Annotated in this window: 13 protein-coding genes; 6 read left to right on the top strand and 7 right to left on the bottom strand. The window is 70.2% G+C overall.

What is annotated here, in order from left to right:
- Positions 1-252: 252 nt before the first annotated feature.
- The 3 genes from GAS53_RS55480 to GAS53_RS35645 all read left to right on the top strand — a co-directional run bounded on the left by GAS53_RS55480 (position 253) and on the right by GAS53_RS35645 (position 6,566).
- Positions 253-564: a trypco2 family protein gene (locus tag GAS53_RS55480; RefSeq protein ID WP_192583426.1), complete on the top strand. Its 312-nt coding sequence runs from the start codon at positions 253-255 to the stop codon at positions 562-564.
- A gap of 5 nt (positions 565-569) precedes the next feature.
- Complete coding sequence (locus GAS53_RS35650) at positions 570-4,622, top strand: trypsin-like peptidase domain-containing protein (protein WP_192583425.1); 4,053 nt, start codon at positions 570-572, stop codon at positions 4,620-4,622.
- A gap of 507 nt (positions 4,623-5,129) precedes the next feature.
- Positions 5,130-6,566, top strand: coding sequence for a DHA2 family efflux MFS transporter permease subunit (locus tag GAS53_RS35645; protein ID WP_151481904.1), 1,437 nt, complete (start codon positions 5,130-5,132; stop codon positions 6,564-6,566).
- A gap of 130 nt (positions 6,567-6,696) precedes the next feature.
- On the opposite strand, the gene GAS53_RS35640 is transcribed toward GAS53_RS35645, so the two are convergent.
- From GAS53_RS35640 to GAS53_RS35620, 5 genes are all read right to left on the bottom strand, one after another.
- A complete protein-coding gene (locus GAS53_RS35640; protein ID WP_151481903.1) occupies positions 6,697-7,905 on the bottom strand; it encodes an RNA-guided endonuclease InsQ/TnpB family protein in 1,209 nt (402 codons plus the stop codon).
- 193 nt (positions 7,906-8,098) lie between these two features.
- On the bottom strand, positions 8,099-8,731 hold the full coding sequence (locus GAS53_RS35635; RefSeq protein WP_151481925.1) for a response regulator transcription factor: 633 nt from the start codon (positions 8,729-8,731) through the stop codon (positions 8,099-8,101).
- Between the two features lie 70 nt (positions 8,732-8,801).
- Entirely contained in the window at positions 8,802-10,160 is a 1,359-nt protein-coding gene (locus GAS53_RS35630; protein WP_225859287.1) for a sensor histidine kinase, read from the bottom strand.
- 45 nt (positions 10,161-10,205) lie between these two features.
- A complete protein-coding gene (locus tag GAS53_RS35625; RefSeq protein ID WP_151481901.1) occupies positions 10,206-10,925 on the bottom strand; it encodes an ABC transporter permease in 720 nt (239 codons plus the stop codon).
- On the bottom strand, positions 10,925-11,824 hold the full coding sequence (locus GAS53_RS35620; RefSeq protein ID WP_225859289.1) for an ABC transporter ATP-binding protein: 900 nt from the start codon (positions 11,822-11,824) through the stop codon (positions 10,925-10,927). Before GAS53_RS35620 ends, GAS53_RS35625 begins: the two co-directional genes overlap by 1 nt.
- A 333-nt stretch (positions 11,825-12,157) precedes the next feature.
- On the opposite strand from GAS53_RS35620, the gene GAS53_RS35615 reads away from it, so the two are divergent.
- The 3 genes from GAS53_RS35615 to GAS53_RS35605 are packed head-to-tail and all read left to right on the top strand — an operon-like array spanning position 12,158 to position 13,165.
- The gene (locus GAS53_RS35615) at positions 12,158-12,484 is read left to right on the top strand and encodes a PadR family transcriptional regulator (RefSeq protein WP_151481899.1); all 327 of its coding nucleotides are present in this window, start codon (positions 12,158-12,160) and stop codon (positions 12,482-12,484) included.
- Entirely contained in the window at positions 12,481-12,837 is a 357-nt protein-coding gene (locus tag GAS53_RS35610) for a DUF1048 domain-containing protein (RefSeq protein WP_151481898.1), read from the top strand. Before GAS53_RS35615 ends, GAS53_RS35610 begins: the two co-directional genes overlap by 4 nt.
- A 1-nt stretch (position 12,838) precedes the next feature.
- Positions 12,839-13,165: a DUF1048 domain-containing protein gene (locus tag GAS53_RS35605; protein ID WP_151481897.1), complete on the top strand. Its 327-nt coding sequence runs from the start codon at positions 12,839-12,841 to the stop codon at positions 13,163-13,165.
- An 11-nt stretch (positions 13,166-13,176) separates the two neighbouring features.
- Here the strand turns inward: GAS53_RS35605 and GAS53_RS55475 are convergent, their stop codons facing one another.
- Positions 13,177-13,329 carry a hypothetical protein gene (locus tag GAS53_RS55475; protein ID WP_192583424.1) on the bottom strand — a complete coding sequence of 51 codons (153 nt, stop codon included), beginning with the start codon at positions 13,327-13,329 and terminating at the stop codon, positions 13,177-13,179.
- Between the two features lie 41 nt (positions 13,330-13,370).
- Entirely contained in the window at positions 13,371-13,664 is a 294-nt protein-coding gene (locus tag GAS53_RS35600) for a hypothetical protein (RefSeq protein ID WP_151481896.1), read from the bottom strand.
- Positions 13,665-13,666 lie beyond the last annotated feature (2 nt).

Below are 13,666 nucleotides of genomic sequence, written 5' to 3'. Positions count from 1 at the left end.
GTCCCGCCCCTCTCCTGTTCAGGGTCGGCAATTCCATGCGGTGAACAGCCCGCGCAGCACGACGAACCCGGAAGTCCGACAGTGCTCGATCTGCTGGTACGTCAACATGCCTCTCGTCTCGATGGGTTGGGTCCGCGTCGAGACGGAAGGAGGTGCGCGGGCGCGTCAAGGTCAAACGAATCCGGTTCGCATACGAACAAGGCAGCCGCCTGGCAGACTCGTGGATATCGACATACGTGGAGGCAGCATCTGATGAGCGACCCCGAGGGCGTGCCCCTGGCCGACTACATCCGCGTACTCCGCGATCAGCTGGAGACGGCACAGCAGGAAGGGGCGAGCCGCGGGGTCAAGTTCGGCGTCGGGGCTGTGGAGCTGGAGTTCGAGGTCACGGTGACGCGGGAGGCAGGCGGGCGCGGCGGTCTGAAGCTGTGGGTGGTCGAGGCGGGCGCCGACGGCAAGCGCAGCGGCGGCCGGACACAGCGTGTGCGGATGACCCTTACGCCCACCGACGACGCCGGCCGGCCGCTGTCGGTCATCGACCGGCTGCCCGAGCTCCCACGCTGAGGCCTGTGGTGGTGGACTCGCTCGCCGGGCGGTGCACCGAGGTCTTGGTCGAGCAGGACGGCGGCACCGGGTACGGCTCGGGGCTGCGGCTGGCGACGTCCTTGGTGGTGACGGCCGGGCATGTGGTCGAGGGCGGTGGGCCAGTCGGGGTGCGGCTGTCGGGCGGCGCCCCCGACGAGATCGTCGTCACCGGCCGGACGGTGTGGCGAGGTGCCCGGCTGGACGTCGCGCTTGTCGAACTCGCTCCGGACGTCCCCCTCGACGAGGTCGCTCCCATGGCCATCGGAGTTGTACCGGACGAGGCTGAGGGACGGCTTCCGTTCACCGCGATCGGCTTTCCGCGCCATCAGAGCTGGACGGACACGGACACGGCGACCTGGCGCGACAGCGACCAGATCGACGGGGTGATCCCGCTCGGGTCGAGTGTGAAGCGGGGCCGCCTGCTGCTGCATCGGGCGGATGGCCGCCGCCTGGAAGCGCGCGACTGGAGCGGTTTCTCGGGCGCGGGCGTCGTCTGTGGGGGGTCGGCTGTCGGCGTCGTCGTGGAGTCGGCCCACTCGGGCGGGCTGGAAGCCGTGCGGCTGGCTGCTGTGATCGGCGCGTACGAGCCGCGCGCGGAAGGCGAGCGCGAGCCCGAGCCGAGTGCCACCGCCGCACGTGAGCTGCTGGCCTCGCACGGCGTCGTGCCGGAACCCCTGCGCGGGCAGGAGCGGCGTCGCCCGGCCTACGAGGCGATGTTGCGCCAGTACGCAGCCCGGTGCGCCGAACTGACCGGCCGCGACCGGGAGCTCGCCGGCCTGCTGGCTTTCGCGACCGGGCCGGATCCCTACCTGTTGCTCGTTGCCGGTCCGTGGGCCGGGAAGACCTCGCTGGTGACCCACTTCGCCACCGGGTCCCATCCCGGGCTGGACGTGGTGTCGTTCGTCATCTCCCGGCGCGATGGGCAGATGCGCGTCCAGCAGTTCTACCGGGCCATGTGTGACCAGCTCGCCGCGCTGCTGGGCGAGTTCCCGCCCGCAGAACCGGATGCGGTCACCTTCCTCAGCCTCTGGGGACGCGCGATGCGGATCCCCGGACGTTCCCTGCTGATGCTCGTCGACGGCCTGGACGAGAACGACTACCGCGAGCTGGCCGAGCCCAGTATCGCCGCGCAGCTCCCGACCGCTCTCGGTCCGGCGGCACACGTCCTGGTGACGAGCCGCCATTCTGATGTGCCGCTCGACGTGGACGGCAGCCATCCGCTGCGCACCTGCCGCCGCCAGGTGCTGACGCCGTTCCCCGCGGCGACAAGCCTGCTCCTGCGGGCCCGCCAAGAGCTGGATCATGTACTCGTCGAGCCTGTCCCACGCACCGTCCTGACCACGATGGCGGTCGCCGGCGGCGCGCTGAGCAGCAGGGACATCGCCTCGATCGTCAACGACTCCACGCTGGCGATCCGCCGGACCCTGGAACGGGGGCTCTCCCGGGTCGTGGAGCCGCGCCCCGGTACGCCGACCCGGTACACCCTCGCCCATGACACCCTGGTGGACGCCGTCCAGGAGGACCTGGAACTCGAGGAGTTCACCCATATCCGCGCCGCCATCGACGGCTGGGCCCTCGGATTCGCCGCGGCCGACTGGCCCGAAGACACCCCGGACTACCTGACCGAGGCGTACCCGACCCTCCTGCTCACCGAGGGCGCCGGCCGGACGCTGGCAGCCCTGGCCTCCCCCGCGCGCCGCGCCCTGCTCCGCCGCCGGACCGACGGCGATGTGGCCGCGCTGTCCGAACTGTCGAACGCGGCAAGGCTCCTCGAGGCAGCCCCCGACTGCGACCTCACCCTGCTGACGCGGGTGTCGCTGCTCCGCAAGCGCATCGAGGACGACAACTTCACCATGCCCAGCGCGTATCCGCTGTTGCTGGTACGCCTCGGCCGAGCCGAGGAGGGCATCCAGTTCGCCCGTACCCTGCAGAACGTCTACGTACAGGCCGACGCTCTGCTGGCGATCGGCGAGCACCTGCTGGACACCCATCCGATCGAGGCGCGGAACCTCATCCACGAAGCCATGGCCGTACCAGGCAGGTTGCCCCTGGAGCAGATGGCACACACGGTGCGCGCAGCTCTCGCGCTTGCGCGGCACGGCGAACCGGGCGCAGCGGACATCGCTCGCCGGGCCGTCACCGAGAGCGGCGATGAGCGAGGCTGGTCCCTCACTGACGCCGCCGGCGCACTGGCCGAAATCGATCCCGCGCTGACACGAACCCTCATCGAAGAAGTCATCGAACACGCCGAAGCCGAGGACCGCCCCGAGTTCTGCGGCCTCCTCGCGCCGGCGTTCGCCATCCTCGGCGACCTCGACCACCTCCTGCAGCACATCGCCGACCTGGACCGGGACGGCAGGAGACGAGCCCTCCTCACCGCCTGCGGCGAGCACTTCGCCAAGGGAGGCCGCCGAAACGTACCCGAGGCACTCCTCACCGCTCTCAACGCTGAGTTCCCCGCCTCCGAACTGGTGGAATCGGCCGCTTACCAGGACGAGGACCGGGCCCGCCATCTGCTCGCCCTACCCGCCTCGGACTCTCCCGATCTCGATCTTGTCGAGCTCGCTTACACCGCCCTCGCCGCCCACGGCCTCGATCCCCGACAGCCCGGGGCCTGCGACGAGCTGCTCGCCCCCGCCGCGACGTCTGCCCAGGCCAATGGACACCTCCCGCTGGCGGTCTCGCTGGCCCTGGACCTCGCCGACCCCGGCATCCGTGCGGAGTGCCTCACGGAGATCGCCCTGGCGCTGCTCGACTCTGACACCCCCCAGGACGCCGCTCCCGTGGTACGCGAGGTGGAGGCGGCCCTCAACGAGACCAGGAACACGCCTGCGCCCACCGTCCTTGCGGCCTTCGCCCGGGCTGCCGGCACGGCCGGACGAACGGACCTGGCCACGCCGGCCCTGGAACTGGCCCACACGGTGCTGCAGGACAGCGACGACACCCGTGCCACGTGGGAGGCGCGGGCTGTGGCAAGCGCAGCCGCCCGGCTGGGCCACCTCGACCACGCCCTGAGTATCGCGGCGGGGTTCGAGGCAGACCAGATGGACCGCATCAACATCCTCCTGGACGCCGCGAAGGCCGTCCAAGCGCAGGGCGATCACCGCTCAGCCGATCTCGACCTGCTCATCGCCCAGGTGAGCGAAGGCATCGAGAAGTCGACAGACCCGAGCGTGTCCGGCTGGCGTACCCGCGTCACTCACGAGCTCGTCTCCCTCCACCTTCACGCCGGGCACGCCGACGCGGCCCTCGATCTGGCCCGCCGGCTCGCCAAGACCGACCTCCCCGGCCGCACACTCCAGATGCGCGCGTACCTGCTGTCCGACGACATCCCCGAGGCGATCTCCGTCATCCGCGAAACGGCCCTGACCATGCCCGCGAGTTCCCCGCAGGACCTCGCCCGCAGGCAGGAACAGGCAGCGGCGATGATCGTCGAGATGTGCGACGCCGGCCACCAGCCCCTGTGCCGCGACATCACGGCTCAACTCGCCGCAACCGCAGACCCAGGCGTCACGCTGAACAGCGGCCTCTGGGCCCGCCCCTGGCTCACCGCAGCCTGCCAGGCCACCGGTCTCACCGAGGACGTCACCCGCCTTCTGGACACGCTGCGGCACGCCGCCCTGGTCACGGGCGCCCACTACACGACGAGCACCGTGCCGCTGGAAGCAGTCGTCCGCCTGCGCCTGTGGGATCGCTACCACGCCGAAGCCCGTCGGCTGACCGGGGTTCTGGCCGAGGGCGTCCTCACCGACCTGGTCAAAGCGATGCTCGACGCAGGCTTTCTGACCGAGGCCCTCCCCCTCATCGAGGATCTCCAGGACGACCGCGGCTACTGCCTGGCCCTCGCCGCGGCCGCCACCTCCCCGCCGCCCGCCGACCTGGTCAAGCGCTCCCTGGCCCATGGCTTCGCCGAGGACGTCATTGCCCCACTGGCCGCCCTGGAGCCCGCGTGCCTGCAAGAGATCGCAGCCCAGCTCGGGGTGATCCGGCCGCCAGCCGAACAGGTGACGCTTCGAGCCCGGCCACCGGTTGGGTGATGCGCGCAACTCTCATGTACGGAAAGGGAATTGAGCCACGCACTCGCACGCCCTTCCCGAAGGCGCACTCCCCTTCCAGAGCAGGTGGTGGACTGTGGCGCGCACTCGGTGCTCGCAATGGGCGGGCAGCAGGCGGGAGACGTGCCCGAGAGTGATCCCATCGAGGCCGGCACCGAGGAGCTCGCCGACCAGGTCGGGGCTGAACAGCCTGTCCCTGCGAAAGCCCGCCAAGAAGCGGATGCTCTCCAGCTTGGCCTGCGGCGGCTCGCTCCAGATCTCGTACGTCCATCCCCGCGACTCCACCGCCCGCCGAGCCGCCAGCGGCGCAGCAACGCCAGGGCAGCCCCGCCCTCGCGTCACCTGAAAGGCCGAAGTCCTGGCGAACCCTCGGTACTTGAGCCAGACCATCCAAGATCCCCGGCAGAGTCACGGTATTGGGCCTAGGTCTCGCGGCGTACGGTCAGTGCAGCGAAATTCCGATGTACGGGGCACGCGACCGCTGCGAGCATGACACCCATGCCCACGCTCAGAGCCGCCGCAGACATACCCGTGTCCCGCCGTTCCGCGCCGCCCACCTGGGTGGTGGTCGCGCTGGCCTGCGCGGGACAGTTCCTCGTCGTCCTCGATGTGTCCGTCGTCAACGTGGCGTTGCCGTCGATGCGGGCCGACCTGGCGCTGAGCGCGCCAGGACTCCAGTGGGTCGTGAACGCGTACACGATCGCCTTCGCCGGCTTCATGCTGCTCGGCGGGCGGGCCGGGGACCTGTACGGACGCAAGCGGATGTTCCTGATCGGGCTCGCGCTCTTCACTATCGCGTCCCTCGCGGGCGGGCTCGCCCAGGCGGAGTGGCAGCTGCTGGTCGCGCGGGCCGTGCAGGGGCTGGGGGCGGCGGTGCTCGCCCCCTCGACGCTGACGATCCTGACGTCGGCCGTGCCCGAAGGGGCGGCACGCGCGCGTGCCATCGCGACGTGGACCGCGGTCGGCGGGGGCGGCGGCGCGGCGGGCGGACTCGTCGGCGGTGCCCTGGTCGACGGGCTGTCGTGGCGGTGGGTCCTCCTGATCAACGTGCCCATCGGCGCGGTGGTGCTGGCCGGTGCCCTGCGGTGGCTCGTCGAGAGCCGGGCCGGTGAGAGGCGGCGGCTCGACCTGCCGGGGGCCCTGCTGGTGACGGCCGGGCTCGCGATCCTCGCGTACGGCATCGTGCAGACCGAGGCCGAGGGGTGGGCGTCGGCCGCGACCCTGATGCCGCTGGCCGGCGGGGCCGCGCTGATCGGGCTCTTCCTGCTCGTCGAAGCGCGGACAAAGGCACCGCTGATGCCGCTGAAGCTGTTCCGGCTCAGGTCCGTGTCCTCGGCGAACGGGGCGATGTTCCTGTGTGGCTCGGCGATGTTCTGCATGTGGTTCTTCATGACGCTGTACGCGCAGAACGTGCTCGGCTACTCGCCGCTGGACGCCGGGCTCGCGCTCGTCCCGAGTTCACTGGCGGTGGTGCTCGGCTCGAAGGTCGCGCCGCGGTTCATGCCCGTCGTGGGCGCGCGCAACCTGGCGGTGATCGGGACGCTGGTGGCCGCCGCCGGGTTCGGCTGGCAGTCCACGATGAGCGCCGACGGCTCGTATCTCACCGCGATCATGTTCCCCGGCATCCTGATGATGCTCGGCGCCGGTCTTGCCACGACGCCGCTCGCCGCGCTGGCCACGTCGGGCGCGGACCCGGAGGACGCCGGGCTGGTGTCGGGACTGGTCAACACCTCCCGCACGATGGGCGGTTCGCTCGGCCTCTCGGTGATGTCGACGATCGCCGCGGCGCGGACCGGGGGAGGGGGGTCGCCGGTGGCCCTGACGGAGGGGTACGCGCTGGTGTTCCGCACGGGCGGGGGCGTACTGCTCGTGGGTGCGGTGCTGATGCTGGTGTGGCTGCCGCGGACGGTTGTCGCGCGGGGGTGAGGGCGGCTGGGCGGGGCGCAGGGTGGCAGTGGCCTGGTGTCCACGGCCTTCTTGTGTCTGTGTCTGTGTCATCTAGGAGGTGCCCGTGACTCCGCCCATGCGTGAACGCGCGGGCTTCCTGTGTCGCTGGCTAGGCAGCGACACAGAGGGCCAGCCCGGCCCTGTTGAGGACGTTTGTGGCACCGACGTGGTCCGCGTTGGCGGTCATGCCGCACGCCGTGCACTGGAACGTTGCCTGGGTGACGCGGTTCTCCTTCGCGACGTGCCCGCAGGACGGGCAGGTGCGGGAGGTATTGCGGGGGTCCACCGCGACGACGGTCCGACCGGCGCTTTCAGCCTTGTTGGCGAGGATCGCGAGGAACACCCCCCAACCTGCGTCGAGGATGCTGCGGTTCAGCCCGGCCTTCGCGGCCCGCTGGTTCGGCAGGAAGATCCCTTCCCGCTCGGGGTCCGGCTTGGGCCTGGGACTGCGGGTCATGCCCGCCGTGTTCAGTCGCTCGTGCGCGATGACGTCGTGGTCGCGCACCAGCGCAAGGGCAGTCTTATGGGCGTGGTCGAGGCGCTGACGCCGGATCTTCGCGTGGATCTTGGCGACCTTGCGGGCGGCGGCTCGGTGCGCCTTGGTCCGGTGCTTCGTCCGCTTGGGGAAGGTGGCCAGGTGCCGCTGGGCCTCGGCCAGTTCCTCGGCCGCCGCTTGAAGGAAGCGCGGGTTGGCGACGTGCTCCCCATTCGAGGTGGTCAGGAAGTGCGCGACGCCCATGTCGATGCCGACGACGGCGCCGGTCGCGGGCAGATCCTCGGTGAGGGCTTCGGCGCAGGACAGGACCACGTACCAGCGGTGCCCCTCGCGCTTGACGCTGACCGTCTTCACCCGGCCGCGCACGGGCCGGTGCTGGTGAACGCGGACGTGGCCCACGCCCTGGAGGCGTACGCGGGTGTGCGGGTTGTGCGGGGTGGAATCCCAGCGGCAGCCGTCACCGTCCCTGGGGAAGGTGACGGTGTCGAAATGACCTGCGCCCTTGAAGCGCGGGTAGCCGGGGGCCTGACCGGCCTTGACGCGCCGGAAGAACGCCTGGAACGCCTTGTCCAGCCTCCTGAGCGTCGTCTGCTGCGAGGAGAACGACCAGCGCCCCTGCCGTTCCGGGTCGAACGCCCGGATCTCGCTCAACTGGGCGGACTGGTCGCCGTAGCGGACAGTCGTCTTGGAGGTGTGCCGCCAGGCGTCACGGCGTTCCTGGAGGGCGCCGTTGTACAGCGAGCAGTGGTCCCGCAGCATCTCGCGCAGGGCCTGCTCCTGGCGGACGGTGGGGCGCAGGAGGAATTTGTACGCGCGGATCACGACTGGCGCCTGCGGTCGAGGCGCAGAGCGTCGGCGAGGAGAACGCAAGCGGCAGCGTTGATTGAGACACCCGCCCGATGGGCGTACTGCTCGATCTGCCGCTTCAAGTCGGGAGGCACGCGCAGGTTCAGAGACTCCCGACGATCTCCTCTAGCCACAACCAAAATGCTACTACTTTTGGCCGCGGTTCTACTTACAACCACCCTTGCTGCCGGGCCTCCCGCATAGCTTCCATGCGATTCCGGGTACCGGTCTTGCCGATCGCGGAGGAGAGGTAGTTGCGGACGGTGGACTCGGAGAGGTGGAGCTTCGCCGCGATGTCGGCGACGGTCGCCCCGTCCGCCGAGGCCTTCAGCACGTCACACTCACGGGCGGTGAGCGGATTGGGCCCGGCGCTCAGCGCGGCCGCGGCGAGCGCCGGATCGATGACGGTCTCGCCGGTCAGCACCCGGCGGATCGCCTCGGCCAGCTCCTCCACGGGCCCGTCCTTGACCAGGAACCCCGCGGCACCCGCCTCCATGGCCCGCCGCAGATACCCCGGCCGGCCGAAGGTGGTGAGGATCAGCACCCGGCAGTCAGGCACCTCGTCCCGCAACTGCGCGGCGGCGTCCAGCCCGCTGATACCGGGCAGTTCGATGTCCAGCAGCGCGACATCGGGCCGCGACTCCAGCGCCGCCCCCACGATCGCGTCCCCCGTCCCGACCTGCGCCACCACCTCGATGTCCTCCTCAAGCCCGAGGAGGAGAGCCAGCGCGCCCCGCATCATCCCCTGGTCCTCGGCGAGGAGAACTCTGATGGACTTGGCGGGCCGGTGGTCCCGCGGCATCTCGTTCACGGCCCAAGGGTAGGGCGTGGGGGACGGGGCGACGCCTACGGTGAGAGGCGCGACATGGTGCTCAGGCAACCGTTCCCGGAGCAGCGGCTGTGTCCTTCACCGCCGCTTGCGCTGCGGACGTCCCCGTAACGCCGGTCGCCGAAGCGTCCATCGCCTCCATCGGCTCCGTCGCCTCCGTCGCCTCCGTCGCCTCCGTCGGCTCCAGCGCCTCCAGCGGCTCCGTCGGCCCCACAGGAAGTTCCGCCGTCACCACGAAGCCACCTCGTGTCGTCGGTCCCGCTTCGAAGGAGCCGCCCGCCGCCGCGAGTCGCTCCGTCAGGCCCTTCAAGCCGGTGCCGCCGATGCCGGGGAGTGGGGGAGGCGGGTCGGAGGGGGCGCCGTGGCCGTTGTCCGCGATGCGGGTGTGGACGCGTTCCGACGAGCCCTCGATCGTGATCTCGCAGCGGGTCGCACCGCTGTGGCGTATCGCGTTGGTGACGGCCTCGCGGACGACCCAGCCCAGCAGGGCCTCGGTCTGGGCAGCGAGTGGTGGGCCCGATTGGCGGACGAGCGGGTCGATGCCGGCGGCCTGGAGGGCCGAGCGGGCGCGGTCGAGTTCCGTGGCGAGACTGCCCTCGCGGTAGCCCGTGACCGCCTCGCGGATCTCCGTCAGGGCCTGTCGGCCGACGGACTCGATGTCGGAGACCTGGACCAGTGCCGCGTCCAGGTCGCGGTGGGCGAGGCGACGGGCCGCCTCCGACTTCACGACGATGACGGAGAGGGTGTGGCCGAGGAGGTCGTGCAGGTCGCGGGAGAAGCGGAGGCGTTCCTTCTCGACGGCGCGGCGGGCCAACTCCTCGCGGGCGGCGCGGAGTTCGCGTACGGCCTCCGACAAGGACAGGATCGCGGCGGTCACCATGGTCGACAGGAACGTGCCGTACGCGACGTTCACCGCGTCCCAGCCGTCCCGCAGCCCGGCGATGACGCCTGCGAGCGCGCTCAGGCCGATGCCGGTCCTGCCGAGCCACCGGCCCCGGACGATCGCGCCCGCGGCCAGGCCGAGCAGCGGGAAGAAGAGGAGCCAGCTGCCTCCGTAGACGATGGCGAGGGCGGAGGTCACCACGCCCATCGCGATCAGCGCGCCCCGGGTGGAGCGGGCCTCGCGCTTCTCCCTCACGAAGGCGCGGAACACCACATAGATGTAGAGGGAGTTGAATGCGAGGAGGCCGAGGCCGCCGATCCACGGGTTCGGGGTCTTGCCCTGGAAGAGATTGGAGAAGGCGCCCATGCCCATGAGGAGCCAGGGGAGGAGAGCGAAACCGCTGGGCGGCGGGCCCAGGTGCTCCGGCAGCTTCCCGGTCTTCCGCACGGCCCGCTGGTCGGCCTTGAACGCGGCCTGGTCGTCCTTCCACTGCGTCCGTGCGTCCTGCCAGGCGGACATCTGACAGCTGACCCTTCGCAACCAGGACATGTCCCCAGCCCCCGTTCAGACGGTCCGCGCGGTCCTGCGGTACGAGACCACAGCGTACGAGCCGAAGGCCAGCAGCCACCCGGTCAGCACCAGCACCGCCGCGAGCGTCGGCGCGTGCCCGTCGGCGACGGCGGTTCCGAGCTGCGCGAACCGGTTCGTGGGCGTGTAGGCGGACAGGGACTCCAGCCACGACGGGAACAGGGTGAGCGGGAACCACAGCCCGCCGACCACCGCGAGAGTCAGGTTGCACACCATGTTCACCACCCCCGTGGCCTGTGCGGTCAGTCGATAGCCGTTGCCGAGGCCGAGCAGCGTGAAGGGGATCGAGCCGAGCCACAGCAGCAGCGCGATCACCGCCCATTTCCAGGCGTCCAGGCGTACGCCGTTGACCAGGCCGCCGGCCGCCAGGACCGCGACGATCGCGGGCAGTACCGTCACCGCACCCGTCAGCGCCCGGCCGGCCACGACCTGGCGCGGGCTCATCGGTGTGATCCGCAGCTGCCGCAGCCAGCCGATGGTCCGGTCCTCGGCGACCCCGCCGCCGGTGTTCAGGGCCGAGCCCATCGCGCCGTACGCGGCCATGCCGATCATGGAGGCGGTCTTCCAGTCGCTGTCGGCGCCGCCATCGAGGTTCGTGAACAGCAGGTACATGACCACCGGCATCACGACGCCGCCGATCATGAAGCCGGTGTCACGCAGCGTCCGGCGCACTTCCAGCCGCAGATAGTCGAGCATCACACCGTCTCCAGAAAGGTACGGGAAGGGGCATCGGAGGAGGTCAGGGCGAGGAACGCGTCGTCCAGGGAGGCCGGCGCGACCTCCAGCCCCCGTATCGCACCGCGCTCGGCGAGCGCGATCACCGTCGCGTCCGAGTCGTCGGTCCGCAGCCGCGCCCGGTCCCCGCGCACCTCGACGGAGACCACGCCGGGGAGCCGCGCCAGCCCGTCCGTGCCGGTGCCGGCGAGGTCGAAGGCGACGAGGCTGCCGCCCGCGGCCCGCTTCAGCTGTTCGCCGCTGCCGTCGGCGACGATCCGGCCGTGGTCGATGACGACGATCCGGTCGGCGTTGGCGTCCGCCTCCTCCAGGTAGTGGGTGGAGAAGAGGACGGTGTGGCCGCGCCGCGCGTACGCCCGCATCGAGTCCCAGAAGGCGTATCGCGCCTCCACGTCCAGCGCGGCGGTCGGCTCGTCGAGCACGATCAGCGAGGGGTTGCCGACGAGCGCGACCGCGAACCGCACCCGCTGCGTCTGGCCTCCGGAGAGCCGGTCGACGCGCCGCCCGGCCAGCTCGGCGATGCCCGCCAGCTCCAGCGCCTCGGCCACCGGCATCGGCGCTGGATACGTACCGGCCACGAACCCGACCAGCTCGCCCACCGTCACCCGCGGCACCGGCCGGCTGTCCTGCAGCATGGCGCCCACGCGGCCCGCCCGCACCGACTCCTCCGGAGCGGCGCCGAAGAGCCGTACGACACCCTCGTCGGGCTCGTTCAGGCCCAGCAGGAGCGAGATCGCGGTGGACTTGCCGGCGCCGTTGCGGCCGAGCAGCGCGACCGTCTCGCCGCGCGAGATCTCCAGGTCGACGCCGTCCACGGCCCGAACCGCGCCGAAGGTCTTGCCCGCCCCGGTGAAGGACACGGCCTCGTGTGTCCCAGCCGTCTTCGTTGCTGCCGTCGCGGTCGTCGCGGTCGTCGGTGTAGTTGCTGTCGTCCCCGTCTTCGTCATGGGTACGACGCTATGAATCAGAGGTGCCTGCGCGGCAGATGCGCTTGTACGGACTCGGGCAGGACAAATGTCACGGCTCCCTGTCCCGGCTCCTTCTTGCCGGTGTCATGACGAGCTTGGGTGCGATGCGGCTGCCGTGAGTGCGATATCCGTGTTCGCCGATCGCTGACATCCTCCACTACTCGGTGATACCGTGTAGCAGTACTCGGTATCACGCAGTACCGGCAGGGCTGAGGAGGACTCGCGATGGACGACCTGACGGAGATGCTGAAGGGCACGCTCGAAGGGTGCGTGCTCGAAATCATCGGCCGCGAGGAAACCTACGGGTACGCCATCACCCGTCAGTTGAACGAGCTCGGCTTCGCCGACGTCGTCGAGGGGACGGTGTACACCATCTTGCTGCGACTGGAGAGGAACGGACTCGTCCAGGTGACGAAACGACCATCCGGGGTCGGTCCGCCGCGCAAGTTCTTCGCGCTCAACGACGCCGGCCGCGAGGAACTTGCGGCGTTCTGGACGAAGTGGCAGTACGTCTCATCACGCATCGACAGGCTCAAGGAGGGCGGGAGATGAACTTCTGGGAGACCATCACAGGCAGTGATCTCACCAGGGAATGGAAGGCGTTCGAAGCCCGGGCCGAGGTCCTGCCAGAGGACTACCGGGCGGCGTGGGAACAGATCAAGGGCCACCTCTTTCCCCATGGGGACTTCACCGGCCGCAACCTGATGCCGATCCTCGACGCAGCCCTGGGGCTCCTCGAAGAAACAGCGGCGGACGGGCAGAGCGTCCACGAGGTGCTCGGCGACGACATCCGAGGCTTTTGCACGGCGCTGGCCGGTGGAGAAGGGGCTCGAACCTATCGCGACCGGTGGCGCGAGCAGTTGAACAGGAACGTCGCAAGGAAATTGAGCCGGCTGGGAGGCTGACGTGGGCATCCAAGACATCATCGAGGGCAAGAAGCAGTGGCGGGCACACAAGGCTCGGGTCAAGGCGCTCCCGCCGGACTACCAGATCGTCTACAAGGAGATGCAGAGGTACCTGTTCAAGGTCGGACCGATCGACCTGCCTGACGGGCCCCTGCTCCCCGGGATCGTCGACTTCTTCGAGGAGGGCGTCGCCACGGGCAAGGGAGTCTTGGAACTCATCGGCAACGACGTCGCCGCGTTCTGCGACGACCTGATCAAGGACTCACGCACCTATGCGGACGTCTATCAGGAGTCCATCAGCGGGAAACCCGGCACGGCCGAGAAGTAGCACCCGCCGCCTCATGCCAGTGGGCGCAGCCCGTACGCGCGGTTCATCGCTTCGGCGCAGCGCGAACAGGCGCGGGCGTTGACTGTTTTGCCCGTGGGCAGTCGCCGGTTCCGGCGGTCTGGGGTCTGCTCGACGTCGAACTTGTACCAGGCGAGCTCGCCCAACGGCGCAGTCCTCCAATCAGTTCCCCGTCCGGCGCACCACTTCAAATGGAGGTCTCGGCGTGCTCCTTGTCCCGGCCGGTCAGGGCGCCGTCCTTGCCGTAGTGCAGCACGGTGTTGGCGCTGTTCCAGTCCTCCACGCACTTCCGGTCCAGGGCGTCCCTCGCCCTGACCGGGTGCTGAACGGGCCGCCGCGGCACGGCGGCGGCATCGATGGGCGCGGGTGCCGGAACGGTCGGCGCGGCTGCGGCAGCCGTCCGGTTGGTGAAGGCCGCCCGCGCAGCGGGAGTTCGGCCCGCGGTGGGAAATCCGGCGGCCGGGCCTTGGTTAACCTGCACGG

Origin of the sequence: Streptomyces albicerus, assembly GCF_008905045.1 — a bacterium.
Classification (GTDB): Bacteria; Actinomycetota; Actinomycetes; order Streptomycetales; family Streptomycetaceae; genus Streptomyces; species Streptomyces albicerus.
Note: the sequence above shows the minus strand (reverse complement) of the source record. Positions and strands in the feature narration are given on the sequence as shown.